The sequence below is a fragment of the Histidinibacterium lentulum genome (assembly GCF_003789055.1).
GTDB classification, from domain to species: Bacteria; Pseudomonadota; Alphaproteobacteria; order Rhodobacterales; family Rhodobacteraceae; genus Oceanicola; species Oceanicola lentulus.
Genome location: NZ_ML119086.1, coordinates 122,585 through 146,358 on the forward strand (window position 1 = coordinate 122,585; position 23,774 = coordinate 146,358).

General features: G+C 71.0%; 26 protein-coding genes and 1 tRNA gene. 16 read left to right on the forward strand and 11 right to left on the reverse strand.

The features are described from left to right. Window positions 1–18: 18 nt before the first annotated feature. The gene (locus EAT49_RS12865; protein ID WP_123642740.1) at window positions 19–765 is read right to left on the reverse strand and encodes a GNAT family N-acetyltransferase; all 747 of its coding nucleotides are present in this window, start codon (window positions 763–765) and stop codon (window positions 19–21) included. Window positions 766–841: 76 nt separating this feature from the next. On the opposite strand from EAT49_RS12865, the gene msrB reads away from it, so the two are divergent. Then, window positions 842–1,258 carry a peptide-methionine (R)-S-oxide reductase MsrB gene (gene msrB / locus EAT49_RS12870; protein WP_123642741.1) on the forward strand — a complete coding sequence of 139 codons (417 nt, stop codon included), beginning with the start codon at window positions 842–844 and terminating at the stop codon, window positions 1,256–1,258. A gap of 100 nt (window positions 1,259–1,358) precedes the next feature. Here the strand turns inward: msrB and EAT49_RS12875 are convergent, their stop codons facing one another. Then, window positions 1,359–1,841 carry an outer membrane protein assembly factor BamE gene (locus EAT49_RS12875; RefSeq protein WP_123642742.1) on the reverse strand — a complete coding sequence of 161 codons (483 nt, stop codon included), beginning with the start codon at window positions 1,839–1,841 and terminating at the stop codon, window positions 1,359–1,361. A gap of 209 nt (window positions 1,842–2,050) precedes the next feature. On the opposite strand from EAT49_RS12875, the gene EAT49_RS12880 reads away from it, so the two are divergent. The 9 genes from EAT49_RS12880 (at window position 2,051) to EAT49_RS12920 (ending at window position 8,488) form a co-directional block, all read left to right on the forward strand. Continuing rightward, window positions 2,051–2,665 carry a YceD family protein gene (locus EAT49_RS12880; protein ID WP_123642743.1) on the forward strand — a complete coding sequence of 205 codons (615 nt, stop codon included), beginning with the start codon at window positions 2,051–2,053 and terminating at the stop codon, window positions 2,663–2,665. A gap of 170 nt (window positions 2,666–2,835) precedes the next feature. Then, window positions 2,836–3,042, forward strand: coding sequence for a 50S ribosomal protein L32 (rpmF, locus tag EAT49_RS12885; RefSeq protein WP_123642744.1), 207 nt, complete (start codon window positions 2,836–2,838; stop codon window positions 3,040–3,042). A gap of 16 nt (window positions 3,043–3,058) precedes the next feature. Next, window positions 3,059–4,195: a phosphate acyltransferase PlsX gene (gene plsX, locus EAT49_RS12890; RefSeq protein WP_123642745.1), complete on the forward strand. Its 1,137-nt coding sequence runs from the start codon at window positions 3,059–3,061 to the stop codon at window positions 4,193–4,195. Further along, a complete protein-coding gene (locus EAT49_RS12895; RefSeq protein ID WP_123642746.1) occupies window positions 4,192–5,160 on the forward strand; it encodes a beta-ketoacyl-ACP synthase III in 969 nt (322 codons plus the stop codon). Before plsX ends, EAT49_RS12895 begins: the two co-directional genes overlap by 4 nt. 68 nt (window positions 5,161–5,228) lie before the next feature. Beyond that, window positions 5,229–5,534, forward strand: a complete 306-nt coding sequence (gene ihfA / locus EAT49_RS12900) for an integration host factor subunit alpha (protein ID WP_123642747.1) — start codon at window positions 5,229–5,231, stop codon at window positions 5,532–5,534. A 4-nt stretch (window positions 5,535–5,538) separates the two neighbouring features. Next, window positions 5,539–6,711 (forward strand): MerR family transcriptional regulator, encoded by a 1,173-nt coding sequence (locus tag EAT49_RS21550; RefSeq protein ID WP_246003844.1) that lies wholly within the window; start codon window positions 5,539–5,541, stop codon window positions 6,709–6,711. Window positions 6,712–6,773: 62 nt separating this feature from the next. After that, window positions 6,774–6,850, forward strand: a tRNA-Pro gene (locus EAT49_RS12910). A gap of 80 nt (window positions 6,851–6,930) precedes the next feature. Beyond that, window positions 6,931–8,007, forward strand: a complete 1,077-nt coding sequence (locus EAT49_RS12915) for a 2'-deoxycytidine 5'-triphosphate deaminase (protein WP_123642748.1) — start codon at window positions 6,931–6,933, stop codon at window positions 8,005–8,007. A gap of 79 nt (window positions 8,008–8,086) precedes the next feature. Continuing rightward, a complete protein-coding gene (locus tag EAT49_RS12920) occupies window positions 8,087–8,488 on the forward strand; it encodes a ketosteroid isomerase-related protein (RefSeq protein ID WP_123642749.1) in 402 nt (133 codons plus the stop codon). A 333-nt stretch (window positions 8,489–8,821) separates the two neighbouring features. Here EAT49_RS12920 and EAT49_RS12925 read toward each other — a convergent pair whose 3' ends face one another. Genes EAT49_RS12925 through EAT49_RS12935 form a run of 3 tightly spaced genes read right to left on the reverse strand, consistent with a single transcriptional unit; the run spans window position 8,822 to window position 11,298 of the window. Beyond that, on the reverse strand, window positions 8,822–9,400 hold the full coding sequence (locus EAT49_RS12925; RefSeq protein WP_281274731.1) for an RSP_2648 family PIN domain-containing protein: 579 nt from the start codon (window positions 9,398–9,400) through the stop codon (window positions 8,822–8,824). Beyond that, complete coding sequence (locus EAT49_RS12930; RefSeq protein ID WP_246003845.1) at window positions 9,397–10,620, reverse strand: RSP_2647 family RNA methyltransferase; 1,224 nt, start codon at window positions 10,618–10,620, stop codon at window positions 9,397–9,399. Before EAT49_RS12930 ends, EAT49_RS12925 begins: the two co-directional genes overlap by 4 nt. Before the next feature lie 39 nt (window positions 10,621–10,659). Further along, window positions 10,660–11,298: a DUF6778 family protein gene (locus EAT49_RS12935; RefSeq protein WP_123642751.1), complete on the reverse strand. Its 639-nt coding sequence runs from the start codon at window positions 11,296–11,298 to the stop codon at window positions 10,660–10,662. 226 nt (window positions 11,299–11,524) lie between these two features. Here EAT49_RS12935 and edd point away from each other — a divergent pair, with 226 nt between their 5' ends. Both edd and eda read left to right on the forward strand, forming a co-directional pair. Then, the gene (gene edd, locus EAT49_RS12940; protein WP_123642752.1) at window positions 11,525–13,327 is read left to right on the forward strand and encodes a phosphogluconate dehydratase; all 1,803 of its coding nucleotides are present in this window, start codon (window positions 11,525–11,527) and stop codon (window positions 13,325–13,327) included. 81 nt (window positions 13,328–13,408) lie between these two features. Next, window positions 13,409–14,050, forward strand: coding sequence for a bifunctional 4-hydroxy-2-oxoglutarate aldolase/2-dehydro-3-deoxy-phosphogluconate aldolase (eda, locus tag EAT49_RS12945; protein ID WP_123642753.1), 642 nt, complete (start codon window positions 13,409–13,411; stop codon window positions 14,048–14,050). Between the two features lie 33 nt (window positions 14,051–14,083). Here the strand turns inward: eda and EAT49_RS12950 are convergent, their stop codons facing one another. The 4 genes from EAT49_RS12950 to EAT49_RS12965 form a co-directional block, all read right to left on the reverse strand. After that, a complete protein-coding gene (locus tag EAT49_RS12950) occupies window positions 14,084–14,341 on the reverse strand; it encodes a hypothetical protein (RefSeq protein ID WP_123642754.1) in 258 nt (85 codons plus the stop codon). Continuing rightward, entirely contained in the window at window positions 14,331–17,105 is a 2,775-nt protein-coding gene (locus EAT49_RS12955; protein ID WP_123642755.1) for a [protein-PII] uridylyltransferase family protein, read from the reverse strand. The genes EAT49_RS12950 and EAT49_RS12955 overlap by 11 nt, the downstream gene beginning before the upstream one ends. Then, on the reverse strand, window positions 17,102–17,470 hold the full coding sequence (locus EAT49_RS12960; RefSeq protein WP_123642756.1) for a nuclear transport factor 2 family protein: 369 nt from the start codon (window positions 17,468–17,470) through the stop codon (window positions 17,102–17,104). The genes EAT49_RS12955 and EAT49_RS12960 overlap by 4 nt, the downstream gene beginning before the upstream one ends. A 327-nt stretch (window positions 17,471–17,797) precedes the next feature. Then, window positions 17,798–18,280 carry an ureidoglycolate lyase gene (locus EAT49_RS12965; RefSeq protein WP_123642757.1) on the reverse strand — a complete coding sequence of 161 codons (483 nt, stop codon included), beginning with the start codon at window positions 18,278–18,280 and terminating at the stop codon, window positions 17,798–17,800. Window positions 18,281–18,407: 127 nt separating this feature from the next. Here EAT49_RS12965 and EAT49_RS12970 point away from each other — a divergent pair, with 127 nt between their 5' ends. The 4 genes from EAT49_RS12970 (at window position 18,408) to hisH (ending at window position 22,028) form a co-directional block, all read left to right on the forward strand. Further along, the gene (locus EAT49_RS12970) at window positions 18,408–19,655 is read left to right on the forward strand and encodes a urate hydroxylase PuuD (protein ID WP_123642758.1); all 1,248 of its coding nucleotides are present in this window, start codon (window positions 18,408–18,410) and stop codon (window positions 19,653–19,655) included. Between the two features lie 77 nt (window positions 19,656–19,732). Further along, window positions 19,733–20,722, forward strand: a complete 990-nt coding sequence (locus EAT49_RS12975; RefSeq protein ID WP_221181461.1) for a hypothetical protein — start codon at window positions 19,733–19,735, stop codon at window positions 20,720–20,722. A gap of 83 nt (window positions 20,723–20,805) precedes the next feature. Continuing rightward, window positions 20,806–21,393 carry an imidazoleglycerol-phosphate dehydratase HisB gene (hisB, locus tag EAT49_RS12980; protein ID WP_123642760.1) on the forward strand — a complete coding sequence of 196 codons (588 nt, stop codon included), beginning with the start codon at window positions 20,806–20,808 and terminating at the stop codon, window positions 21,391–21,393. Beyond that, window positions 21,390–22,028: an imidazole glycerol phosphate synthase subunit HisH gene (gene hisH / locus EAT49_RS12985; protein WP_123642761.1), complete on the forward strand. Its 639-nt coding sequence runs from the start codon at window positions 21,390–21,392 to the stop codon at window positions 22,026–22,028. The genes hisB and hisH overlap by 4 nt, the downstream gene beginning before the upstream one ends. A 277-nt stretch (window positions 22,029–22,305) precedes the next feature. Here hisH and EAT49_RS12990 read toward each other — a convergent pair whose 3' ends face one another. Beyond that, window positions 22,306–22,866, reverse strand: a complete 561-nt coding sequence (locus tag EAT49_RS12990) for a TetR/AcrR family transcriptional regulator (protein ID WP_123642762.1) — start codon at window positions 22,864–22,866, stop codon at window positions 22,306–22,308. An 85-nt stretch (window positions 22,867–22,951) separates the two neighbouring features. Further along, window positions 22,952–23,737, reverse strand: coding sequence for an ABC transporter permease (locus EAT49_RS12995; protein WP_123642907.1), 786 nt, complete (start codon window positions 23,735–23,737; stop codon window positions 22,952–22,954). Between the last annotated feature and the right edge of the window lie 37 nt (window positions 23,738–23,774).

Below are 23,774 nucleotides of genomic sequence, written 5' to 3' on the forward strand. Positions count from 1 at the left end.
AGAGCGCGGCGCCCCGCACTACCCTGCCAGCGCCCGCAGCGCCCTCGCCCGCGTGGGGGGCACGGCCGCGATCTCCAGCCCGGTGAAGACGTGGAGCGTGTTCATGTCCCGGTCCACCACCGCATGGTCCGACACCCAGCCCCCCATGGCGAGGTAGGTCTTCAGGAGCGGCGGCATCCGCCGCAACCCCTCGCGCCGGTCCGCGGTCTGCCGCCCCAGCCTGCGGAACCGCTCGGCAAAGCGCACAACGTCGGCCATCTTGACCCGCGGCAGCCAGCGCCTTGGCGCGAGATGCCGTTCGGCCAGCATGTCGAAGGCGTCGAGATAGGCCTCCGCCTCCACCCCGCGGAAAGAGGCGCAGCCGAAGAGCAGCTCCACCCCCCGGGCATCGACCCAGGAGGTCATCGCGCCCCAAGCCACGCGCAGGATGTCGGCATCCCGCGCCTCGGGGTGGATGCAGAACCGGCCCATCTCCGCCATCGGCCCCTCGAAGCGCTCCAGCCGCTCGAGCCCGTAGAACTGCGCCGAATAGCTCCCGCCGATTTCCGCCCCGCCGCTCAGCGGCAGCAGTCGGTAGCAGCACACCAGCCGCCCGCCCGCCCGCTCCTCGATCAGAACATGGGTGCAGCGGTCGTCGAACGGATCGGCGTCGAGCCCCTCGCCGCCGCGAAAGCACAGGTGCCGCAGCGCCTGCGCCGCGCGCAGATCCTCCGCGGTCTCGGCGATGCGGGACCGGTAGCGTCCCTCGCGCAGCCCAGGGCCCATCCGGCTGCCTCCCTGTGAACCCGACCATTCCGCACCATATAAAGCGGGACTGTGACGAAAGGATACTCCGTTGCCCATGGACAGCACACTCGACAAGGTCACGAAAACCGACGCCGAATGGCGCGCCACCCTCAGCCCCGAGGCCTACCGCGTCACCCGAAAGCACGGCACCGAAAGGGCCGGCACCCATGACGACTTCCCCAAGGAAGCGGGCGTATTCGCCTGCGTCTGCTGCGGCCAGCCCCTGTTCGACCAGGCCCACAAGTTCGAGAGCGGCACCGGCTGGCCCTCGTTCTGGCAGCCGGTGGACGGCGTCGAGGGCACGGCCGTGGGCGAGCAGGTGGACCGGTCGTTCTTCATGCGCCGCACCGAGGTGCACTGCAACCGTTGCGACGCGCATCTGGGCCACGTCTTCCCCGACGGGCCACCGCCCACGGGACTGCGCTACTGCATCAACGGCGTGGCGCTCATCTTCAAGCCCGAGGGCGCCTGAGGCCACCGGTGAGGTTCCGACCTGCCTTGCCCGGGAGCGTCGCGGCCAGTGTCATGCCGCAGGCCTGCCCCGTCCGGGCAGGCCTCCGAGATCCTGTGCCTCAGTCCTCGTCGCCGATGAACCGGGTCGCGTCGAAATTGCCCAAGTTGCCCATGAGCTGGCGCAGGAAGGTCGTGTCGCGCAACCCGGCGTCGGTCACCCTGCGTTCGAGCGGCACCGCGCGGCCGTCCTCGAGACCGTAGCGTTCGATGTTGCGCAGGATGCCCTCCGCGTCGAAGGCCATGGCCACGATCTGCCGCTCGACCTCCTGGGGCTGGAACGGGCCGACCGTGCGGAACCGGCTCTGGACATAATATAATCCGCGCTCGTCGAGCACCCCGCCGGCAGTCGGCTGGCCCAAGGTCTCGGTCACGCTGTCTCGCGTGTCGATGCCGGGCTCCAGCATCATCAGCTCAGACTGGGACGGCACGAACCCATGGGTGCGGTAGAGCGGCGTGCAACCGGTGGCCGCGGCCAGCGCAAGCGCCAGCCCCAGACCGCGGGCCCCGCGCTCCAGCGCCGTCCTGACCCTCCGCTCGGCCATGCCTGCCCGTCTCCCGTCCGTCGTCTCTGCCCGCGGACGCGTCCGCGCACCGCTGTCGCCCCTGCGGACCCCGTTTCGCCGGGGCTCACCCTCTTGACCGGGCCTGACCCTCGTTCAGCCGATGCGCCTTGGACCGGCACCTTGCGTCCGGGTCCCCGGCCATCTAGGCCAAGTACACCCGAAAGCTGTGTCATGACAAGGAGCGATCCATGACCGCCCCGCTTCCCACACACCCGGTGCGGCTTCGGGACCTGCCCGTCCGGGCCCCGACCGAGATTCGGCTGGAGCCCGACGCCGACGGGCGCGCGGCCCTCGCCGAGGCGCTGGAGCTCGACGCCCTGCGCAAGTTCCGTTTCGAGGCGCGCCTGTCCCCCTCGGGCGAGGCCGACTGGGTGCTGACCGGCTTGCTGGGCGCCACCGTGGTGCAGCCCTGCGTGGTCACGCTCGAGCCGGTCACCACCCGGATCGACGAACCGGTCGAGCGGCGCTATCTCGCCCGCTGGTTCGAACCGGAGGGCGGTTCGGAGGTGGAGATGCCCGAGGACGACCGCTCCGAACCGCTCCCCGAGACGCTCGACCTCTACGCGGTGGCGCGCGAGGCGCTGGCGCTGGCGCTGCCGGACTGGCCCCGGGCCGAGGGCGCGGCGATTGGCTCGGCGGTCTTCGCCGGGCCGGGCCTCGAGCCCATGACAGACGACGACGCGAGGCCCTTCGCCGCCCTGAAGGCCCTGCGCCCCGGGCCGGGGGGCGATCCGGACGGGGGTGCGGCGGACGGCGCGGATGCCGGTCCCGAGGAGGGAACCGGGAGCGGAGACGAAAAGTAGCGGCTGACGCGGCAGCGCCCCTTGCGCGGCCCCGAGAAGCGATCTATGCCCCCGCTCTCTGCGGATGCCGGCTCGACAAACGGGCGCGGGCGGGCTATGGCGCCCCATTCTCCGCACCGAGATACATGACGACACAGGGCCATGACGCGCCCGGAACGAGAGGTTGAGACATGGCTGTTCCCCAGAACAAGGTCTCGAAGGCCCGCCGCAACTGGCGCCGCGCGCACGACTCGCTGACGGCCGACAATCCGAACGAGTGCTCCAACTGCGGCGAGCTGAAGCGCCCGCATCACGTTTGCCCCTCCTGCGGCCATTACAACGATCGCGCCGTCGTCGCGATGGCCGACGAGGTCGATCTGGACGACGACGCCGCGTAAGCGGCGCCCGTCGGCCATGACCCTCCCGGCCCCGACCGCCCCATCGCGCGACGCGGTAGAGCCTGCGGCGTCCCCGAAGGACGTGGTCATCTCCGTGGATGCCATGGGCGGCGACAGCGGGCCGGCCACCGTGGTGGCGGGCCTCGCGGAGTTTCTCGACAAGACGCCCGGCGCGCGGATCGTGCTGCATGGCCGCGCCTCGGAGCTTGCCCCCCTGATCGCCCGGAGGCGGATCGGCGACCGGGTGGAGCTGATGGACGCCGCCGACGTGGTGGCCATGTCCGACAAGCCCTCCCACGTCATGCGTCACGGCAAGGACACCTCCATGTGGTCCGCAATCGAGACGGTGCGCGAGGGCCGCGCGCAGGTCTGCGTCTCCTGCGGCAATACCGGCGCGCTGATGGCCGTGGCGATGATCCGCCTGCGAAAGGCCGAGGGCGTGAACCGCCCAGCCATCGCCTGCCTCTGGCCCTCGCGCAACCCGACGGGCTTCAACGTGATGCTCGACGTGGGCGCCGACATCCGCGCCGACGAGGACGACCTACTCACCTTTGCGCTGATGGGCGCGTCCTACGCCCGCAACGGTCTGGGGCTGGAGCGTCCGCGGATCGGGCTCCTGAACGTGGGGGTGGAGGATCACAAGGGCCGGGCGGAGCTCAAGGTCGCGGGCGACCTGATCGCGCGCGCGGCCCCGCTGGCAGAGTTCGACTACGTGGGCTTCGTCGAGGGCGGCGACATCCCCTCCGACCGCGTGGACGTGATCGTGACCGACGGCTTCACCGGCAACATCGCGCTCAAGACCGGAGAGGGCACCGCCTCGCTGATCTCGGAATTCCTGCGCGAGGCGTTCCGCAAGACGCCGCTCAGCCGGATCGCGGCCCTCCTTGCCATGACCTCGCTCACGCGGCTGAAAAAACGAATCGATCCCCGGCGGGTGAACGGCGGCGTGTTCCTCGGTCTGAACGGTACGGTGGTCAAATCCCACGGCTCGGCCGATGCCACCGGTGTTGCGGCTGCCCTCAATCTCGCCTATCGCCTCGCGAAAACCGGGTTCTCGGACAAGCTCGCCGCCCGCGTCGCCGCCGTCGGCACGCTCGGGCACGACAGCACGGAGACCCGGGAAGCGGCAGTGAGCGGGGACGTGACGGGGTGAGACGGGCAGTCATCAGAGGGGTGGGCCACTACCTTCCCGAACGCGTCGTCGAGAACGCCGAGTTCGAGACCGCCCTCGACACGACCGACGAATGGATCCGCTCCCGCTCGGGCATCGAGCGCCGCCATTTCGCCGCCGAGACCGAGACCACCTCGCAACTGGCCACGAAAGCCGCCCGCGCCGCGCTGGCCTCTGCCGGAATGACGGCGCAGGACCTCGACGCCATCGTCCTCGCCACCTCCACCGCCGATCTGACCTTTCCCTCCGCCGCTACAATGGTGCAGGACGCGCTCGGCATGACCGGCGGCTTCGCCTTCGACGTGCAGGCGGTCTGCGCGGGCTTCGTCTACGCTCTCGCCAACGCCAACGGCATGATCCTGTCGGGTCAGGCCGACCGCGTCATGGTGATCGGCGCCGAAACCTTCAGCCGCATCCTCGACTGGTCCGACCGGTCCACCTGCGTGCTCTTCGGCGACGGCGCGGGCGCGGTCATCCTCGAGGCCGCGACGGGCGACGGAACCCCCGCCGACCGCGGCATCCTCGCCACCGACCTCAATTCCGACGGGCGCTACCGCGACCTGCTCTACGTCGACGGGGGCGTCTCCACGGGGACCTCCGGCGTCCTCAGGATGCAGGGCAAGGAGGTTTTCCGCCACGCCGTCGACAAGCTCGCCGCCACCGCCGAGGCCGCTCTCGAGAAGGCCGGACTGACCCATGCGGACGTCGACTGGATCGTCCCCCATCAGGCCAACATCCGCATCATCCAGGCCACGGCGAAGAAACTCGGGATGCCGATGGAGAAGGTGGTCGTCACCGTTCAGGACCACGGCAACACCTCTGCCGCGTCGATCCCGCTGGCGCTCTCGGTCGGGGTCGAACGCGGCCAGATCAGGTCCGGCGACGTCGTCGTGGTCGAGGCGATCGGCGGAGGTCTGGCCTGGGGATCGGTGGCACTTCGCTGGTGACCCGGGGTCGCCATGTTGACACCCCTGTCCCCCCGTCCCTAATGTTCTGGGCAAAACAGGGGGATGGAATGTCCGAAAAGACGCTGACGCGCATGGACCTTGCCGAGGCTGTCCATGCGGAAGTGGGCCTGAGCCGCAACGACAGTGCCCAGCTTGTTGAAAGCGTTCTGACCCATGTGTCCGATGCGCTGGTCCGCGGGGAGACCGTGAAGATCAGTTCCTTCGGCACCTTCTCCGTCCGGGAGAAGGCCGCGCGCGTGGGCCGCAACCCCAAGACCGGCGAGGAAGTGCCGATCCATCCCCGCCGGGTGCTGACCTTCCGGCCGTCGCATCTGATGAAGGACCGCGTCGCCGCAGGCAACCGGGGCCGTTGAGGCCGTGGCGAAGTCGCGCGACGCCTTCCGCACGATCTCCGAGGTCGCCGACTGGCTCGACACGCCGGCCCATGTGCTGCGCTTCTGGGAATCGAAATTCCCCCAGATCAAGCCGGTGAAGCGCGCCGGAGGCCGCCGCTACTACCGGCCCGAGGACATGGCCCTCCTCGGTGGGATAAAGACCCTGCTCCACGAGGACGGCCTGACGATTAAGGGCGCACAGAAGCTTCTGCGGGAGAAGGGCGTGCGCCATGTCTCGTCGCTGGGCCCCTCGCCCATGGACGGGGAGGAGGACGCGGACGGGATCGTCCTCCAAGGACGGCTCCCGGAGACGGGCCCCGGCACCGCGGAGGATCGGACCGACGAGGACATGGCCGGGGCCGAGGAATTGTCCCCGGTGGATGACGGCTTGCCAGAGGTCGCGCCCGGCGTCGCTCCGGCCTCTGGCGACACGCTCCCGGCATTCCTGCGCCGCTCCCCCGGGATGCCCGTTCCGCCCGCGCCGATACCGTCCGGGCCGACAGCGCCCGAGAGGTCGGAAGCCGAAGCCCCCGACGCGCCAGCGGCGACCGGGGAGGCGCAGGCCGCCGCCGAGGAAAGCCCCGTCGCCGAAGCCCCCCCGCCCGTCGGCGCAAAGGACTCCCCCGCCGAGGATATCCCCGCGGCCCGCGACGACGATACGGCGCCCGCCGACGCGGCGGAGACGACGGCCCGCGACACCTCTGCGCCCGACGGTGACGACATCTCCGACCGCGCAGCCCCCGCCGCTCCGGCGCAGGCCGCGCTCTCTGGCGCGCATCCCCTGCCGCAGCCCGCCATCCGCGAGGCCGCCGACCTCGCCGCGGCCCTCGCCGGCGGGGACCCCGCCAGCATCTCGGAACCGCGGGTCATCCACGAGACCCACGATCCCGGCAGCGCATGGCAGCCGGAACTGCCCTTCGGCAGCCTGCGACCCATGCCGGTCACGCGGCCTGCCCCGCGCGGCACGGGCGGAAGGGCCAGACCTCCGCGGTCCGGTCCCGCCAGCGCGCGGCCGGACGGCCTGCCGCTCGGCACGGAGATCCGGCCGGGCCTTCTGTCGCTCCTGGCCGATGCCGAAGCGCTCGCCGCCGATCCGGCCCGCCTCGAGGCCGCCCTCGCCCGGCTCGAGGCCCTGCGCGACCGGCCCGCGCCATGATCCGCGCCCCGGCAATTCGGGGGTTGCACGCGAGTGCAGAAGCGGTAGAACGCCCCTCACGTCGGGCTATGGCGCAGCCTGGTAGCGCGTCCGTCTGGGGGACGGAAGGTCGCAGGTTCAAGTCCTGCTAGCCCGACCATCGCAAACCGCCCGCCCCTCGGGGCGGGCGTTTTCGTATCCGGGGACCGGCCCGTGTCCCTCAGGTGGAGGTGCCGGCCCATGACAGGCGTTCTGCCCATCCAGGACCTCCGCGCCCTCGCCCGGAACGGCACGATCCGCGCCGATGCGCCGCTCGGCGACGGCCAGATCCAGCCCGCCAGCCTCGATCTGCGCCTCGGCGCCGTGGCGATCCGCGTGCGCGCGTCGTTCCTCGCGGGCGCGGGCCGCAAGGTCGCCGACCGGCTCGCGGAATTCGAGATGCACCGCATCGACCTCGGCCCCGGCGCGGTGCTGGAAAAGGGCTGCGTCTACCTCGTGCCGCTGATGGAGAGCCTCGCCCTGCCTGCCACGCTCTCGGGCGTGGCCAACGCCAAGAGCTCCACCGGACGGCTCGACCTGCTCACCCGGACGATCACCGACGGCGGCACGGAATTCGACCGGATTCCCCCGGGCTACCACGGCCCGCTTTACGCGGAGATCTGCCCGCGCAGCTTCTCGGTGCTGGTGCGGCCCGGGATGCGGCTGAACCAGCTGCGCCTCCGCGCGGGCGAGGCACGGCTGGACGACGCCGCCCTCGCGGCGCTCCATGCGCGCGAACCGCTGGTGGATACAGAGCCGCGGATCGACGGCGGGCTCGGCTTCTCGGTCGATCTCGACCCGGCGCGGGGCAGCCTCGTCGGCTGGCGCGCGAAACCCCATACCGGGCTCATCGACCTCGACCGCATCGGGCACTACGCACCCCGGGACTACTGGGAGGAGGTCCATGCCACCGACCGGCGGATCATCCTCGATCCGGGCGCCTTCTACATCCTCGTCAGCCGCGAGGCGGTGACGATCCCGCCCGATCATGCGGCCGAGATGGCGCCCTACCTCGCCATGGTGGGGGAATTCCGCGTGCATTACGCGGGCTTCTTCGATCCCGGCTTCGGCCATGCCGCGGCGGGCGGCGCGGGCGCACGCGGCGTGCTCGAAGTGCGCTGCCACGAGGCGCCCTTCGTGCTCGAACACGGCCAGATCGTGGGCCGGCTGGTCTACGAGCGGATGGCAGCGCGGCCGGAGACGCTCTACGGCGCGGGGCTGTCGTCGAACTACCAGGGCCAGGGTCTGAAACTGTCGAAGCATTTCCGCACGCCTTAGCCCCGCAGGCGCAGGGTCCGCTTGACGGCGCCGCCTCAAGGGTGGACTGCCTCGGCCGGACCCCGGAAGGAGAGTGCCCATGTCCACCGACGCCTTGATCCGCCGCTACTACGACGCCTTCAACGCGGCGGATGCCGCCGGATTGCTCGACTGTCTGACCGAGGACGTCCTCCACGACGTGAACCAGGGCGAGACGCGGCAGGGCAAGGCGGCCTTCGCCGAGTTCCTCGCCCTGATGGACCGCTGCTACGAGGAGCGGCTCGAGAACATCGTCGTCATGACCGAGCCGACCGGACGCCACGCCGCCGCGACATTCACGGTCCATGGCCGCTACCGGGCGACGGCCGAGGGGCTTCCGGAGGCCAGGGGTCAGTCCTATGTCCTGCCCGCCGGGGCCTTCTTCGAGATCCGGGGCGGGCGGATCGCCCGCGTCGCCACCTGCTACAACCTCGCCGACTGGATCGCCCAGGTCTCCGCCTGACCGGCGCCGAAGCTGTGCAAGGCCGCGGGCGCGCCCGCCCCGGCCCGGGCCCGTCAAGGGGTGCCCCGGGCTCTGCGGCAGGCCGCCTCCTCGCGCTCTCCGATCCGGCTCGGGCCGACCACGCGCTCCGCGACGCCCCGGCGACCCTCCCCTGCGCATCGGCCCCATCGCGCCGTCCCTCATCATGGCGACGATCATCCCGCGGGCGACGTGCCCGCGCGATCGCTCGATCGGGCCGCCGCCCGGCGCGACGGGCCCGCCCTCAGGACCGGCCCGGTTGCCACCCGTGGTCCGCCCGGCACGGAAGCGCCCCGCACCCCTCCTCATCTGGCCCTAAATACTCCCTTCCTGCAGCGCCTTCCCCAGACGCGGCAGGCGGGCCTTCTTCATCAGCGCCCGCATCTCCCAGCCGCCGTCCGACAGGCGCCGGGCCTCTTCCAGCACCGCCCCCGCCACGCGCCGCACCCGGCCGGCATCAATCCCGAGGCAGGCCATCGCCAGCGCATCGGGCGCGATCCGCACCAGCCCCTCGCCGGCCAGGATCTGCGGCGAGAAATCCTGCGCGTTCAGCGTCACGATCCCGTGGCAATGCCCCGCGATCGCCGAGGCAAGGACATGGATGTCGCCCGGATCGCGCAGCCAGAGCCCGGTCTCGTCCCCCGGCGGCGCCATCGCCCCGGGCCAGGCGGCGTCCAGCGCCGCGATCTCGTCCCGCGCCTGCGCCTCGCCCGCGGGTCCGAGCCTGCGCGCAGCCCGCGCCCATTCCTCGAGAACCCGCTCCGACCAGCGCGGCTCGAAGAAGCCTTCGCGCGCGAGGCCCAAGAGCACCTCGCGCATCACGGTAGGGTAGAGGACGCAGGCGTCGAGAAACAGGCGAGACCGCCCGTCAGGGCGGACGAGCGTCCCCGTCACAGGCGGAACGCCAACGCCTTGAGATAGCCCGTCTCCGCCAGTTGCGGCAGCACCGGATGGTCCGGCCCCGCCCGTCCTTCCCAGACGAGCGGCCCCCGACGTCCCGCCTTGCCGATCCCCCGGGCCGAGGCCGCGCGGAAGGCCGCGAGGTCCACCGCGTGGGAACAGGAACACAGCACGAGATAGCCCGACTCGGCCACCAGCGGCGCCGCCAGCCGCGCCACCCGCTCGTAGGCCCGGAGCCCCGCATCCAGCGCCTGCCGCGACGGCGCGAAGGCCGGCGGATCGCAGATCACCACCTCGAACCGCGCACCCTCGCCGCCAAGCGCCTGCAGCACGGCGAAGGCATCCCCCTCCCGCGTCTCGAACCGCTCCGCCACGCCCGAGGCCTCTGCCCCCTCCCGCGCCAGCGCCAGCGCCGGCGCCGAGCCGTCCACCGCCAGCGCGTGCTCGGCCCCACCCGCCAGCGCCGCCAGCCCGAAGCCGCCCACATGGGAAAAGACGTCGAGCACCCGCGCCCCCTTCGCGAGACGCTGCACGAAGGCATGGCTCTCGCGCTGGTCGTAGAAGAGCCCGGTCTTCTGCCCGCCGGTGAGGTCCGCCATGTAGGTGGCGCCGTTCATCCGCACCGACACCGGCCCCTTCGGTGCCGCGCCCGCGAGCACGCCCGACTCCGCGTCGAGCCCCTCGAGGGCCCGCGCCCGGCCAGCCGCGTTCTTCAGCACCGTGCCCACACCCGTGACCCGAACCAGCGCCGCCACCAGCGCCGGAAGATGCCGCTCCGCCCAGGCCGCGTTGGGCTGGATCACCGCCACCTCGCCGAAGCGGTCGATGACGACGCCGGGCAGCCCGTCCGCCTCGGCATGAACGAGCCGGTAGAACGGTGCGTCGTAGAGAAGCGCGCGGTGGATTTGCGCCGCCGCCAGCCGCTTCTCGAACCAGGCCTCGTCGATCACCGCCCCGGGCGAGGCATCGAGCACCCGCGCGGCGATCTTCGACAGGGGATTCACCGCCACCACGCCGAGGGCGGTGCGCTGCGCATCCTCGAGCACGGCAAGCGAACCCGGCTCCAGCGCCTTGGTGCGCCGGTCCAGGACCATCTCGTTGGCATAGACCCAGGGAAATCCGTGCCGGATGGCCCGGGCCTCGGCCTTGGGCATCAGGCGAACGGATGGAAGGGCGTCCGGCGGTGCGGGGGAAGCGGCGCGGTCCATGGTCATGGCCCCGTCCTAGTGCATCCCCCCGGCCCGCGAAAGCGGTCAGAAACGGGCCGGGACCATTCCGGTCAGTTCCTGCCGGGCGATCATCCCGAGATGCGTGGTCAGCCGGACCTTCTGGCCCATGCCCGATTGCTCGGCCCGGATCGCGGCCTGTCCCCCCAGCGCGGGCAGGTCCGCATCCACCATCCGTGGCCCCTCGAGCACGGCACCCGTGGCCGCGTCGCGGATCGTCAGCAGGAAGTCGATGTTGTGCAGCCCGCCCGTCGTGTAGCGCGCGCGCTCGGTGATCGAATGCCAGCGCCGGATCTCGATCTCCGCGATCACCGGGCGAGGGCCGTCCAGATAGCCCGCGCCGGTCTCGAAGGCGGTCTTGATGATGGCGGCGATCTGCGCCTTGCGATCGCCCAGCGGGTCGCCGCGCCAGACGATGTCCGCTGCCGGGATATAGCCGTTCGCCTCGGAGACGGTCAGCTCCCCGGGAACCGTCACGATCACGTCCGTCAGCCTGTAGTCGCGCGCCACGAGCGCGGGCGCCGCTGCGGCAGGCGTGGCTCCTGCTCCGGCCGGTCCGAGACCCAGCGGCATGGCCCGGCTCACCGTTTCCACCGCACCGCAGGCGGACAGCCCGAAAGCCAGACCCAGGGCTCCGATGATCCGCAAGTGTCGCCGTCCGGCCATGTCGGGCCTCCTCGATCCGCACACGGGTCCAGACCCCGCGTCTGACGTGATCCTGCGCAGGACGAGGGGCGAAATCTGGGCGATAGCGGTGCATTTTGAGGAAATTGTCCCTATCTCGGAGAGGCGGTCACGGTTATTGTTAGCGGTAACGAATTCCATTAGGCCGCTCGCAGCCGGGCCGCGTGCGGTTCGGACAGGACCGCCCGCCTTCGCCGAAAGGACAGACATGGCCCTCCATCCCACGATCGCCCGCGTCACCGACCGGATCATCGCCCGCTCCGAAGGCCCGCGCCGGACCTATCTCGACACCATGGCGCGCGCCGCCGCCGACGGCCCCCGCCGGGGCCACCTCAGCTGCTCGAATCAGGCCCATGCCTATGCCGCCATGGGGTCGGACAAGGACGCCCTCACCGCCGAACAGACGCCCAACATCGGCATTATCACCGCCTACAACGACATGCTCTCGGCGCATCAGCCCTTCGAACGCTACCCGGACCTGATCCGCGCCGCCGCGCGGGGCGCGGGCGGCACGGCGCAGGTGGCGGGCGGGGTTCCGGCCATGTGCGACGGCGTCACCCAGGGCCAGACAGGCATGGAGCTGTCGCTCTTCTCGCGCGACGTGATCGCCCTCGCCGCCGCGGTGGGCCTCTCGCACAACACCTTCGACGCGGCGCTTTACCTCGGCGTCTGCGACAAGATCGTGCCCGGCCTCGTGATGGCCGCCGCGACTTTCGGCCATATCCCCGGCCTCTTCATTCCTGCGGGCCCCATGGTCTCGGGCCTGCCCAATGACGAGAAGGCCAAGGTCCGCCAGAAATTCGCCACCGGCGAAGTCGGCCGCAAGGAGCTTATGGAGGCCGAGATGGCCTCCTATCACGGCCCCGGGACCTGCACCTTCTACGGGACGGCCAACACCAACCAGATGCTGATGGAGTTCATGGGCCTGCACCTGCCGGGCGCGAGCTTCGTCAATCCGGGCACCGAGCTGCGTGAGGCGCTGACCGTCGCGGGCACCGAAAGGGCGCTGGAGATCACCGCCCTCGGCAACGACTACCGCCCGGTGTCGGACATCCTCGACGAGAAGGCCTTCGTGAACGGCCTCGTGGGGCTGATGGCCACGGGCGGCTCCACCAACCTCGTGCTGCACCTGCCCGCCATGGCCAAATGCGCGGGCGTGATCCTCGATCTCGAGGATTTCGCCGACATCTCCTCGGTCACGCCGCTGATGGCCAAGGTCTATCCAAACGGCCTTGCGGACGTGAACCATTTCCACGCCGCGGGCGGCCTTCAGTTCCTGATCGGCGAGCTTCTGAACGCGGGCCTCCTGCACCCCGACACCAGGACCGTCGCGGGCGACGGGATGGAGCTCTACACCCACGAGCCGAAGCTGTCCGCGGGCGGGATCACCTACGTCAAGGCCGAGACCGAGACACGGAACGACAGGATCCTGCGCCCGGCCGCCGATCCGTTCCAGCCCACGGGCGGGCTGGTGCAGCTCACCGGCAATCTCGGGCGCAGCGTCATCAAGACCTCCGCCGTGGCGCCCGAGCGCCTGGTGATCGAGGGCAAGGCCCGCGTCTTCCACGACCAGGAAAGCGTGAAGGCCGCCTTCAAGGCGGGCGAGTTCACCGAGGATGTGGTCGTGGTGGTCCGCTACCAGGGCCCGAAGTCGAACGGCATGCCCGAGCTGCATGGGCTGACACCCACCCTCGCCGTGCTCCAGGACCGCGGGCTGAAAGTGGCGCTGGTTACCGACGGGCGCATGTCGGGCGCCTCGGGCAAGGTGCCCGCGGCGATCCATGTCAGCCCCGAGGCGGCGAACGGCGGGCCGATCTCGCTCCTCCGGGACGGCGACCCGGTGCGGCTCGACGCGACCTCCGGCACGCTCGAGTGTCTCGTCTCCCTCGAGGGCCGCACGCCCGCGCCTGCCGATCTCGCCGGCAACGGGACCGGCGTCGGGCGCGAGCTCTTCGCCGCCTTCCGCGAGAACGTCGGCCTCGCCACCGAGGGGGCCGCCGTGGTCGTCTGACCGTCTCCCGGACGGGCCGCCCGCCGCGCGTCCGTCCGGTCCCGCCATGCCTGCGCCCCGCGCGACAGAAGGATTTCCCCGATGACCCCCGGAACCTCCTCCCTCCACGCCGCAGAGGTCTGCGCCCTCGCCCCCGTGATCCCCGTCCTCGTGATCGAGGACGCGGGCGCCGCCGCCGGTCTCGCCGAGGCCCTTGTCGCGGGCGGCCTTCCCGCGCTCGAGGTCACCCTGCGCACCCCCGCCGCGCTCGAGGCGATCGCCGAGATGGCCCGCGTCCCCGGCGGGCGCGTCGGAGCGGGCACGCTTCTGACCGCCGCCGATGTCGAGGCCGCGAAGAAGGCCGGCGCCACCTTCGGCGTCTCCCCGGGCTCCACGCCCGAGATCCTCGACGCCGCGCTCGCGAACGATCTGCCCATGCTCCCGGGCGCCGCCACCGCGACCGAGGCCATGGCGCTTCTGGCCCGCGGCCATACCGTGCAGAAGTTCTTCCCCGCCGAGGCTGCGGGCGGCACCCGGATGCTGAAATCCCTCGCCTCGCCCCTGCCGCAGATCCGCTTCTGCCCCACCGGCGGAATCGGGGCCGCGAATGCCGCGGACTACCTCGCGCTCCCCAACGTGCTCTGCGTCGGCGGCAGCTGGGTCGCCCCGCCCGATGCCGTGGCCAAGGCCGACTGGCCCGCGATCACCGCCTTGGCAAGGGCCGCCGCAGGCCTGTCCCGCTAGGCCGAGATCCCCCGTCCGGGCAGACGAGGTCCCTCAGCCGCGTCGCCCGCGGGCCCCGCCGCGGCGCCCCCGTCGCGCGGGCGCCGCCAGCCCCTCGCGCAGGACCCCCGTCATCGGATGCCCCTCCACCCCGTGCCGCTCCAGAAGCGTCGCGATCGCCACACGGGAATCGCTCTCCGCCGGAAGCGACAGCGCCCAGTCGAGAAAGATCGACCGGCATTCCCCCGTGCCGATCCCCTCGATGAGATAGGCCTCTGCCACCAGGCCCTTGGGATCGAATTCATCCCGCATCGCGCGCCTCGCCGATGACCTCTCCGACGATCCGCGCCGCGGCATCGCCCCGCGCCTTCATCGCCGCGCGCAGAGCCGCCTCGTCGGCCATCCCGGTCTCCCGGAGGATCAGCCGCAAGCCGCCCTCGCCCACGGCGCCGAGGTCCAGCGGCTCTCCCGTCAGCAGCCGCGAGGAGGCCTGCAGCGCCCAGAACAGCCGCTCGGCCTCCGCCAGCCCCTCCGCCGCCTCGGCCCGCAGCACGCCCGCCGCCACACCGGCGGCAAGCTGGTCCTCCACCCGTCGCGCCGGAGACCCCGCAAGGAGCGCCGCCGCCCCGGCGCAGAGCTCGATATCCTGGAGCCGCCCGGGGCCCACCTTGGCGTCGAAGGCGCCGCGCGGGGGCTTCGCCGCCGCGATCCGCGCGCGCATCTCCGCCACGTCCGCGCGCACGTTCCTCTCGCCGCCGCGCGTCGCCAGAACCTCGCAACGCACCGCCTCGACCTCCCGGGCGAGCTCCGGCTCCCCCGCGATCACCCTGGCCCTCGTCAGCGCCAGATGCTCCCAGGTCCAGGCCTCCTCGCGCTGGTAGCGGGCGAAGGACGACAGCTGCGTCGCCACCGGCCCCTGCCGCCCCGAGGGCCGGAGACGCATGTCCACCTCGTAGAGCCGCCCCTCGGCGGTCGGCGCCGAAATCGCGGTCACCAGCGCCTGCGTCAGCCGCGCGTAATAGGCCCGCGCCGCCAGCGGGCGACGCCCGTCGGAGGCCTCCACGTCCGCGGGATCGTAGATCACGATGAGATCCACGTCTGAGGTGGCATTGAGCTGCCCCGCCCCGAGCGATCCCATGCCCAGCACCACCGCGCCGCGACCCGGGGGGGCGCCGTGCTTCCGCGCCATCTCGCCCACCACCACGGGATAGAGCCCCGCCACCGCGGCTTCCGCGAGATCGGCATAGTGCCCGCCCGCCTCATGGGCGGTCACGAGGCCGCGCAGGTAATGCACGCCGATGCGGAAATGCCAGTCCTTGGCCCAGCGCCGCGCGGTGTCGAGGGCCTCCTCGTAATCCTGCGAGTGGGCGAGATCGGCGCGCAGCCCGTCGGTCAGCGCCGCCACGCCCGGCCAGGGGGCAAAGAAATCCCCGGCGATCACCGCGTCGAACACGCCCGCATTGCGCGACAGGTATTGCGCCAGCGCCGGGGCCGTGGCGCAGATGTCCACGATCAGGCCCTGCAGCGGCGGGTTCGCCTCGAAGAGCGAGAAGAGCTGAACGCCCGCGGGCAGCCCGCGCAGGAAGCCGTCGAACTGCGACAGCGCCTCCTCGGGCCGCGCCGCCTCGGCCAGCCGCGCGCGGATCGAGGGCCACAGCCTGCGGAAGATCGCCACCGCCCGGTCCGAACGCAGCGCGGGATAGCGCATCCAGCCGTCCACCGCCTCGGCGCCGAAGCCGCTCTCGTCCGGCGCGCCCGGCGCATCGGGAGCGAAGAAATCGTCGGTGAGCGCGTGGACTGCATCGAGCCGCGCCGTGAGATCGCGGCGCAGCGCCTCGGCGCTCGTGCCCATGAAGGCCGCCAGCCGGTCGAACCCCTCGGCATCCTTCGGCAGGGCATGGGTCTGCTGGTCGGCGAGCATCTGCAGGCGGTGCTCGACCTCGCGATGGGCGCGGTAGAGGCCGGTCAGCTCCGCCGCGGTCTCCGTCGGCAGCCAGCCCGCCGCGGCGAGCCGCGCCAGCCCGTCCTCGGTGCCGCGCACCCTGAGCGAGGGATCGCGCCCTCCCGCGATGAGCTGGCGGGTCTGGGTGAAGAACTCGATCTCGCGGATGCCGCCCCGGCCCAGCTTCATGTCGTGCCCGTCGAGCCGCAACGGACCGCCGAGGCCCTTGTGATCGCGGATGCGCAGCCGCATGTCATGGGCGTCCTGGATCGCGGCGAAGTCGAGATGCCGCCGCCAGACGAAAGGGGTCAGCGCCTCGAGGAACCGCTCGCCCGCCGCGATGTCACCCGAGGCCGCGCGCGCCTTGATGTAGGCCGCCCGCTCCCAGGTGCGGCCCATGCTCTCGTAATAGGTCTCGGCCGAGGAGATCGGCAGGCAGGCGGGCGTCACCGCCGCGTCGGGCCGCAGCCTCAGGTCGGTGCGGAAGACATAGCCGCCGTCCCGCGCGTCCGACAGCAGCCGGCACATCTCGCGGGTGACGCGCACGAAGACGCTGCGCGCCTCGGGAATGTCCGCGCGGTCGAAGAGCGCGTCGTCGAAAAGGCAGATGAGGTCGATGTCGCTGGAATAATTGAGCTCATGCGCCCCGCCCTTGCCCATGGAGAGCACGACCATGCCCCCCGCCGGCGCCTCCCCGGCGCCCGGGGGGAGCTTCTCGCGGCGCAGTTGCTCGGCCACGAGCCGGAGGATGCAGGCCTCGACCGCGGCATCGGCAAGCCGTGTCAGCCAGCCGGTCACGGTCTCGAGCGGCCAGACGCCGCCGAGGTCGCAGAGCGCCACCATCAGCGCGACGCGCCGCTTGGCCCGGCGCAGACCGGGGCCGAGATCGGAAAGCGACAGGTCCGGCAGGAGGCCGAGCTCCGCCTCGAGCGCCGCCTCCGGGTCCTCCGCCGCGGGGCCGAGCCAGTCCGCCTCCCGCTCGATCAGTCCGGCAAGATAGGGACTGCACCCGGCCGCGCCCTCCAGCAGCGTGCGGAGGTCCGGCGCGGCCCCGGAAAGCAGCGCCGCGGCCTCCCGCCCCCGGGCGCGGTCGTGGGCGTCGGGTGCGCGCGTCAGCCGTCCGGCGAGGCTCATGACGGGACGGCCCGGGTGTCCTGGCTGAAGAGGCTGACCCATCCGTCCCCCACCCGCCGCCAGAGCGAGCTGACGTAGAGCACTTCCTCGGCGCCGCCCGGCACGCGCGTGACTCGCGCACGGTAGGTCAGAAGACCGTGATCGGGTCCCACAGCCATCGCCCGCGCATCCGTCAGCAGGTAGTCCCTCAGCGCAGGCCCGGTGGCGAGCTGCGCCACATGATCCTCGCGCCCGGCAAAGCCGTCCTCGCGGACCCGCAGGAAGCCAGGATCGAGCGCCGTCCGGTCAGCCCGCGCATCGCCCGTCACCAGCGCGTCCCACACGACCCGCTCGGCCGCAAGCAGCTCTTCGCACAGCTCGTCCATTCCGCAGCACCTGCCCTGCGCCGTCTGTTTTCTTTGTCCCGAGGCTAGACCCCGCCCCGCCGCGGGGCAAGCCTCGGCGGGCGTCGATCGCGGAGCGCCTTCGGCGCGCAGGATACGCCCGGCCCCGCCTCCGGCGAGTCCGGGCAGGAGGGGGGCGCTGCCCCCCACGTCGAAAGCCGGAGGCTTCCGACGTTCCCCCCGGGATACTTCCGGCCAGAAAAAGAGGGGGGCGGCACGCTTCGGAGGCGGTGGCGCGGACTTCGGGCGGTTAACCCTTTTTCGCCGTGTTTTCAGGTCGTTGCGGCAGGTCCCATCGTGGGACCCGGCTCATCCCACCTCGAAGGGGGCGGCAAACCAGTGCTCCTCGAGGTTCGTGCCCGGCCCGATCCGGTCGATCACGGCAAAAAGCCCCGGCGCCACGAGCGGGGTCAACACCCCGTGCCAGGTGCCGCGATGCAGGTTCACCCCCTGCCCCGGCGCCGTCCGGAACGCCCGCGGACGGCCCGGACCCCCGCCCGCGTCCGGCGCCACGATGACGAGAAAGCCGTCGAGGCTCATCGGCACGAAGGCCTGGCTTCCCTCGGGATGCCGCTCCACCATCTCGAGCCGGTAGGGCAGGCTCCTCGGCTCGGCGCGAAAGAGGCTGATCCCCGCCCGCCCGTCCCCGAAGTCGAGCCGCGCCCGGTCGTGCCAGCGCCCGCAGAGGCCCTGGTTGATGATCCGGTCCGGCGCGCCGGCGCCGTCGAGCAGGTCGCCGAAGGGCGCGAAGGCCGCGGCCGTCATCTCCTCGATCCCGATCCTTGCGTCCATCCCCGCCCCTGCCCGTTTTCGCGCCGCCCGGCACCCCCGCACGGCGGCCTGCGTGCGCAGGCCCTTGGCGCGCCGCGCCTTTCACGGCAATAGCATGGGACGCGCTGGACCGCACGAGGGGAAGAGAATGCTCGACCAAGCCATCCTGGGGGACTGGACCGCCTTCGCGGTGCGCTGGCTCCATGTGATCACCGCCATCGCCTGGATCGGCTCGTCCTTCTATTTCATCGCGCTCGACCTCGGCCTGAACCGGAACATCAAGGGGCCCGCCGATGGCGAGGAATGGCAGGTCCACGGCGGCGGTTTCTACCACATACAGAAATACCTCGTGGCGCCCGAGGCGATGCCGGAGCACCTGACTTGGTTCAAGTGGGAGGCCTACTGGACCTGGATCTCGGGCGCGGCGCTGCTTGCGGTGCTCTACTGGGCGGGGGCGGAACTCTACATGATCGACCCCGAGAAGCTGGACCTGCTGCCGTGGCAGGCCATCGCGATCTCGGCCGGGGTGATCGTGCTGGGCTGGATCGGCTATGACGCGCTCTGCCGCTCGCCGCTCGCGGCGAACCCCACAGCGGTGATGCTGGTGCTCTTCGCCGGGATCGTCGTCGTGTCCTGGGGGCTCAACCAGGTCTTCACCGGGCGGGCCGCGCTGCTGCATCTGGGCGCGATCACCGCCACGATCATGACCGCCAACGTGGCCATGGTGATCATCCCGAACCAGCGCGTTGTCGTGGCGGACCTCAAGGCCGGCCGCAAGCCGGACCCGAAGTACGGCAAGATCGCCAAGCTTCGGTCCACCCACAACAACTACCTGACGCTGCCCGTCATCTTCCTGATGCTGTCGAACCACTATCCGCTCGCCTTCGGCACGGAGAACGCCTGGATCATCGCGGCTCTGGTGTTTCTCATGGGCGTCACGATCCGGCATTTCTTCAACACGATGCATGCGCGCGAGGGCCGCCCCTGGTGGACCTGGGGCGCGACCGCGGCGATCTTCGCGGCCATCGTTGCGCTGTCGACCGCGCCGCTTTTCGACAGCTGGGAGGAGGCCGAGGACCGGCCGCTCACGGCAATGGAGCGGCGCTTTGCAGAGGCGCCGGGTTTCGAGGAGGCGCAGGACATCGTGCTCGGCCGCTGCTCGATGTGCCATGCGCGCGAGCCGGGCTGGGGCGGGCTCGGCCATGCGCCCGGAGGCGTGCACCTCGAGACGGTCTCCGACATCGCGCGGCATGCGCGCGACATCTACCTGCAGGCGGGCGTGACCCATGCCATGCCGCCGGGCAACGTCACCTGGATGGACGACGAGCTGCGCGCGGTGCTGCGCGCCTGGTACCGCGCCGGTGCCGCGGGGGAGACGGCGCCCCCCGAGGCCTGAGGGCAGGCTGCCCTTGCGTCCGGCTCCGGTCCCGGGCCATGGTCACCCCGGATTGGGAAACGGGGAGACTTGCCTTGATGGATTTCAGCATTTCGACGGGGCTGGGCCTGATGCGCCGGACGGCGCCTTTCGTGATCTTCCGGATGGCCGTCTATTTCGGCATCGCGGTGGCCTATGTACTGGTGACCGGCACCGGTGCCGGCATCGGCTGGGGCGTGGGTGCCTTCGGGGATGCGGACTTCCGCGCCATGTCGACCTTCTGGGGCGGGGCCATCGGCTTCGGCGTCACGGCGGGCGTCATCTACTTCCTGCGTGAGTACCTGCTCTATGTCGTGAAGGCCGGCCATATCGCGGTCATGGTCGAACTGCTGGACGGACGCCCCCTGCCCGAGGGACGCGGCCAGATCTCCCATGCGCGGCATATCGTGACCGAGCGGTTCGGAGAGGCCTCGGTGCTCTTTGCGGTGGACCAGCTGATCAAGGGCGTGCTTCGGGCGATCACGGGCCTGATCCAGGGCCTGATGAACCTGCTGCCGATCCCGGGGCTGAACAGCGTGATGGGCATCGTGCGGGCCTATCTGCGGCTTGCGGTGGGGCTGGTGGACGAGGTGATCCTCGCCCATGGCATCCGCAACCGGGCCGAGAATCCCTTCGGCTCGGCCAAGGAGGCGCTGGTGCTCTATGCGCAGAACGGCAAGCCGATGATGGTCAACGCGGCCTGGCTGACGCTGATCACCTGGGTGCTGTCGATCCTCGTGTTCTTCGTCATGCTGGCACCGGCGGGGCTGGTGGTCTACCTGCTGCCGGGCGCCTGGTCCGCGGGGGGCTTCGTCTTCGCGATCCTGTTTGCCTGGGCGGTGAAGGTGGCGCTGATCGAGCCCTTCGCCATCGCCTGCATGCTGCAGGCCTTCTTCAAGGTCACGGAAGGTCAGGCGCCGAACCCGGAATGGGTGGCCAAGCTCGACAGCACGTCCGACAAGTTCCGCAAGCTGGGCGAGCGGGCCATGGGCTGGGCCACCGGCGACCGCGCGGCGCCGGCGGCGTCCGTCTCTCCGGACCCGGCCTGAGCGTGCATCTGCGAGGCGAGAGCGCTTTTCTTGCCCCGCAGCCGCCCCTATAAGCCCGCCGAACCAGTCCCGGAGGGCCACCCATGCGACAGGCGACGATCACGCGGGCGACCGCCGAGACGACGATCGAGGTCACGGTCGATCTCGACGGCAGTGGCGCCTATGACAACCGGACCGGCGTTGGCTTCTTCGACCACATGCTGGACCAGCTGGCGCGGCACTCGCTGATCGACCTGCGTGTCCGGGCCGACGGGGATCTGCACATCGACGACCATCACACGGTCGAGGATACCGGCATCGCACTGGGCCAGGCTCTGGCGCAGGCGCTGGGGGACAAGCGGGGAATCCGCCGTTACGGCGATTGCGCGCTGGTCATGGACGACGCGCAGGTGCGCTGCGCGCTTGACCTGTCCGCGCGGCCCTACCTGATCTGCAACCTGAGCTTTCCCTCGTCGAGGATCGGCACATTCGACACCGAGCTGGTGCGCGAGTTCTTTCAGGCGCTGTCGACCCATGGCGGGATCACGCTACATATCGACCAGGTGCACGGGGTGAACGGGCATCACATCGCCGAGGCCGCGTTCAAGGCGGTGGCGCGGGCGCTGCGGGTGGCGGTGGAGAGCGACCCGCGCAAGGCCGACGCGATCCCCTCGACCAAGGGGGCGCTGTGACCACGGTTCTGGTCGATTACGACGCGGGCAATCTCCATTCGGCGCAGAAGGCCTTCGAGCGGATGGCTGCGGAGACGGGCGCGGGCAAGATTGTCGTGAGTGCCGATCCCGAGGTTGTGGCGGGGGCCGACCGGATCGTGCTGCCGGGCGACGGCGCCTTTCCGGCCTGCCGCCGGGCGCTCCACGCGATCCCGGGTCTGGCCGAGGCGCTGCGCGAGGCGGTGGAGGAGCGGGGTCGCCCGTTTCTGGGTATCTGCGTGGGGATGCAGCTTCTGGCCACCGTCGGCCATGAATACGAGGAGACGCCCGGTTTCGGCTGGGTGCCCGGAGAGATCCGACGGATCGCCCCCGGCGATCCTGCGTTGAAGGTGCCGCACATGGGCTGGAACGATCTGGTCATCGACCGCGCGCATCCGGTGACCAAGGGGATCACCGCGGGCGATCACGCCTACTTCGTCCATTCCTGGCAGATGGAGGTGGCGGACCCTGCCGACCTCGTGGCCCATGTGGACTATGGCGGGCGGGTGACGGCCATCGTCGGGCGCGGCACCGTGCTGGGCACGCAGTTCCATCCCGAGAAAAGCCAGTCCGCGGGGCTCCGGCTGATCGCGAACTTCCTCGGCTGGCGGCCCTGAGGGCGGCAAGACGCCTGCGCCGGAGGCGCCCGTCGAAGTCTCGCCCGGCGTCCGGTCGAGACAGGCTCCGCCTCGACCCGCGGGTTGCCGGCGGCGGGTATGCTCAGGACCCGGGCGCGCTGCCGGGCGGTGTTTGCAGATCCCCGGGTCCGGGGCGACCCATCGGCGGGGACATGAAGGCATCGGTGACCCTGCGACGAAGATATCCGTCCTTGCCCTGCCCCCCCTGAAGCCGGGGTGCGCCGTCCCGAACGACCGGAATCCTGGCCCCGATGCCTCACGCGGGGACGCGCGCCTGCGCCAGCAGCGGCTGCACGAGCGCGGAGAGGCGGTCATCGAGCGAGACCCGGTCGCGCCTCGGACGGGAGAGCCAGTCCGCGGAGACGGCGACGAGCCCGGCGGCCACGAAGCGCGAGACCGAAGCATCGGGGACGCCGACGGTCCGTCCGAGATCTGTGCTGAGCGCCGCCTCGATCCGGGCGACGAAGGTGCGGCGCAGGTCGGCCTCCCCCGGCTCGCCCAGGATCACGCCGTAGAGCGCGCGGTGCGAGCCGAGATGCGCAGCGAGCCAGCCCACGGTTCGCAGGCGACCGGTGCGGACGGGGAAGGAGGCGATTTCCGCCTCGGCATCGGCCAGAGCCTCCGACAGGACGAGCCCCAGAAGCGCCCCCTTGCCGGTGAAATGCGCGTAAAAGGAGGAGCGCGCGATATCGGCGCGGTCGGCGATGTCCTGCACGGACAGGTCCGCCCAGCTTCCCTCGTTCAGTACGGCTTGCGCGGCGAGCAGCAGCCGCGCCCTTGTGCGCCGCACCCGGCGGTCGATCGTGTCCCGTGGCATTCTGCCCTCCGCTCCATCTGCGTCGTCACGACATTAGGGCAGCGAAGGTTTCCAGACGGTTAACGCGAGAGTTGACACCGGGGTGTCAACCTGACGGACGTTCGGCCCAGCCGGCGAAGGTTTTCTCCAGCCAGACGACGACGTAGTAGAGAACGATCCCGAGGAAGGCGAGTGCGATCAGGACCGCGAACATCAGCGGGTAATCCGAGTTCGTCTTGCCCGAATCGAAGAGCGCGCCGAGGCCGCGCCCGTGGGGCGACACGATCTCCATCAGGTTGGTGCCGATGAAGGCCAGCGTGACCGCCACCTTCAGCGCGCCGAAGAATTCCGGCAGCGTCTTCGGCAGGGCGATCTTCCAGAAGATCGTCGTCTGGCTGGCGCCCAGCGAGCGCAGGATATCCCGGTATTCGGGCTCCAGCGTCGACAGCCCGATGGAGACCGACACGGCGATGGGAAAGAAGGAGATCATGAAGGCGATCAGCACCGTGTTGAAGTCGTGCTGACCCACGAACAGAAGCGCCACGATGGGCACCACCGTGGCCTTGGGGATCGCGTTGAACCCCACCAGCAGCGGGTAGAGCGCATCGCGCATTGTGCGCGAAAACCCCATGAGCATCCCGATGCCCACGCCGACGACCACGGCAAGGATCAGCCCCACCACCGTGCGCCACAGCGTTTGCCAGCCCATGACGAGGAACAGCTCCCAGTATTTCGCATAGGCGGGCGGCAGGTCGGATGGCGAGGCCATGACATAGTCGGGCCAGTTGTTGACCCACACCAGCGCCTCCCAGACCAGGAGGAAGACCACCACCGCCGCCAGCGGCGCCAGCAGCGCGCGGCTGGTGAGGGCGCGGGCAAGACCGCCCTTCATCGCCCCGGCGGCGCTGTCGCGGGTCGTGTCGGGCAAG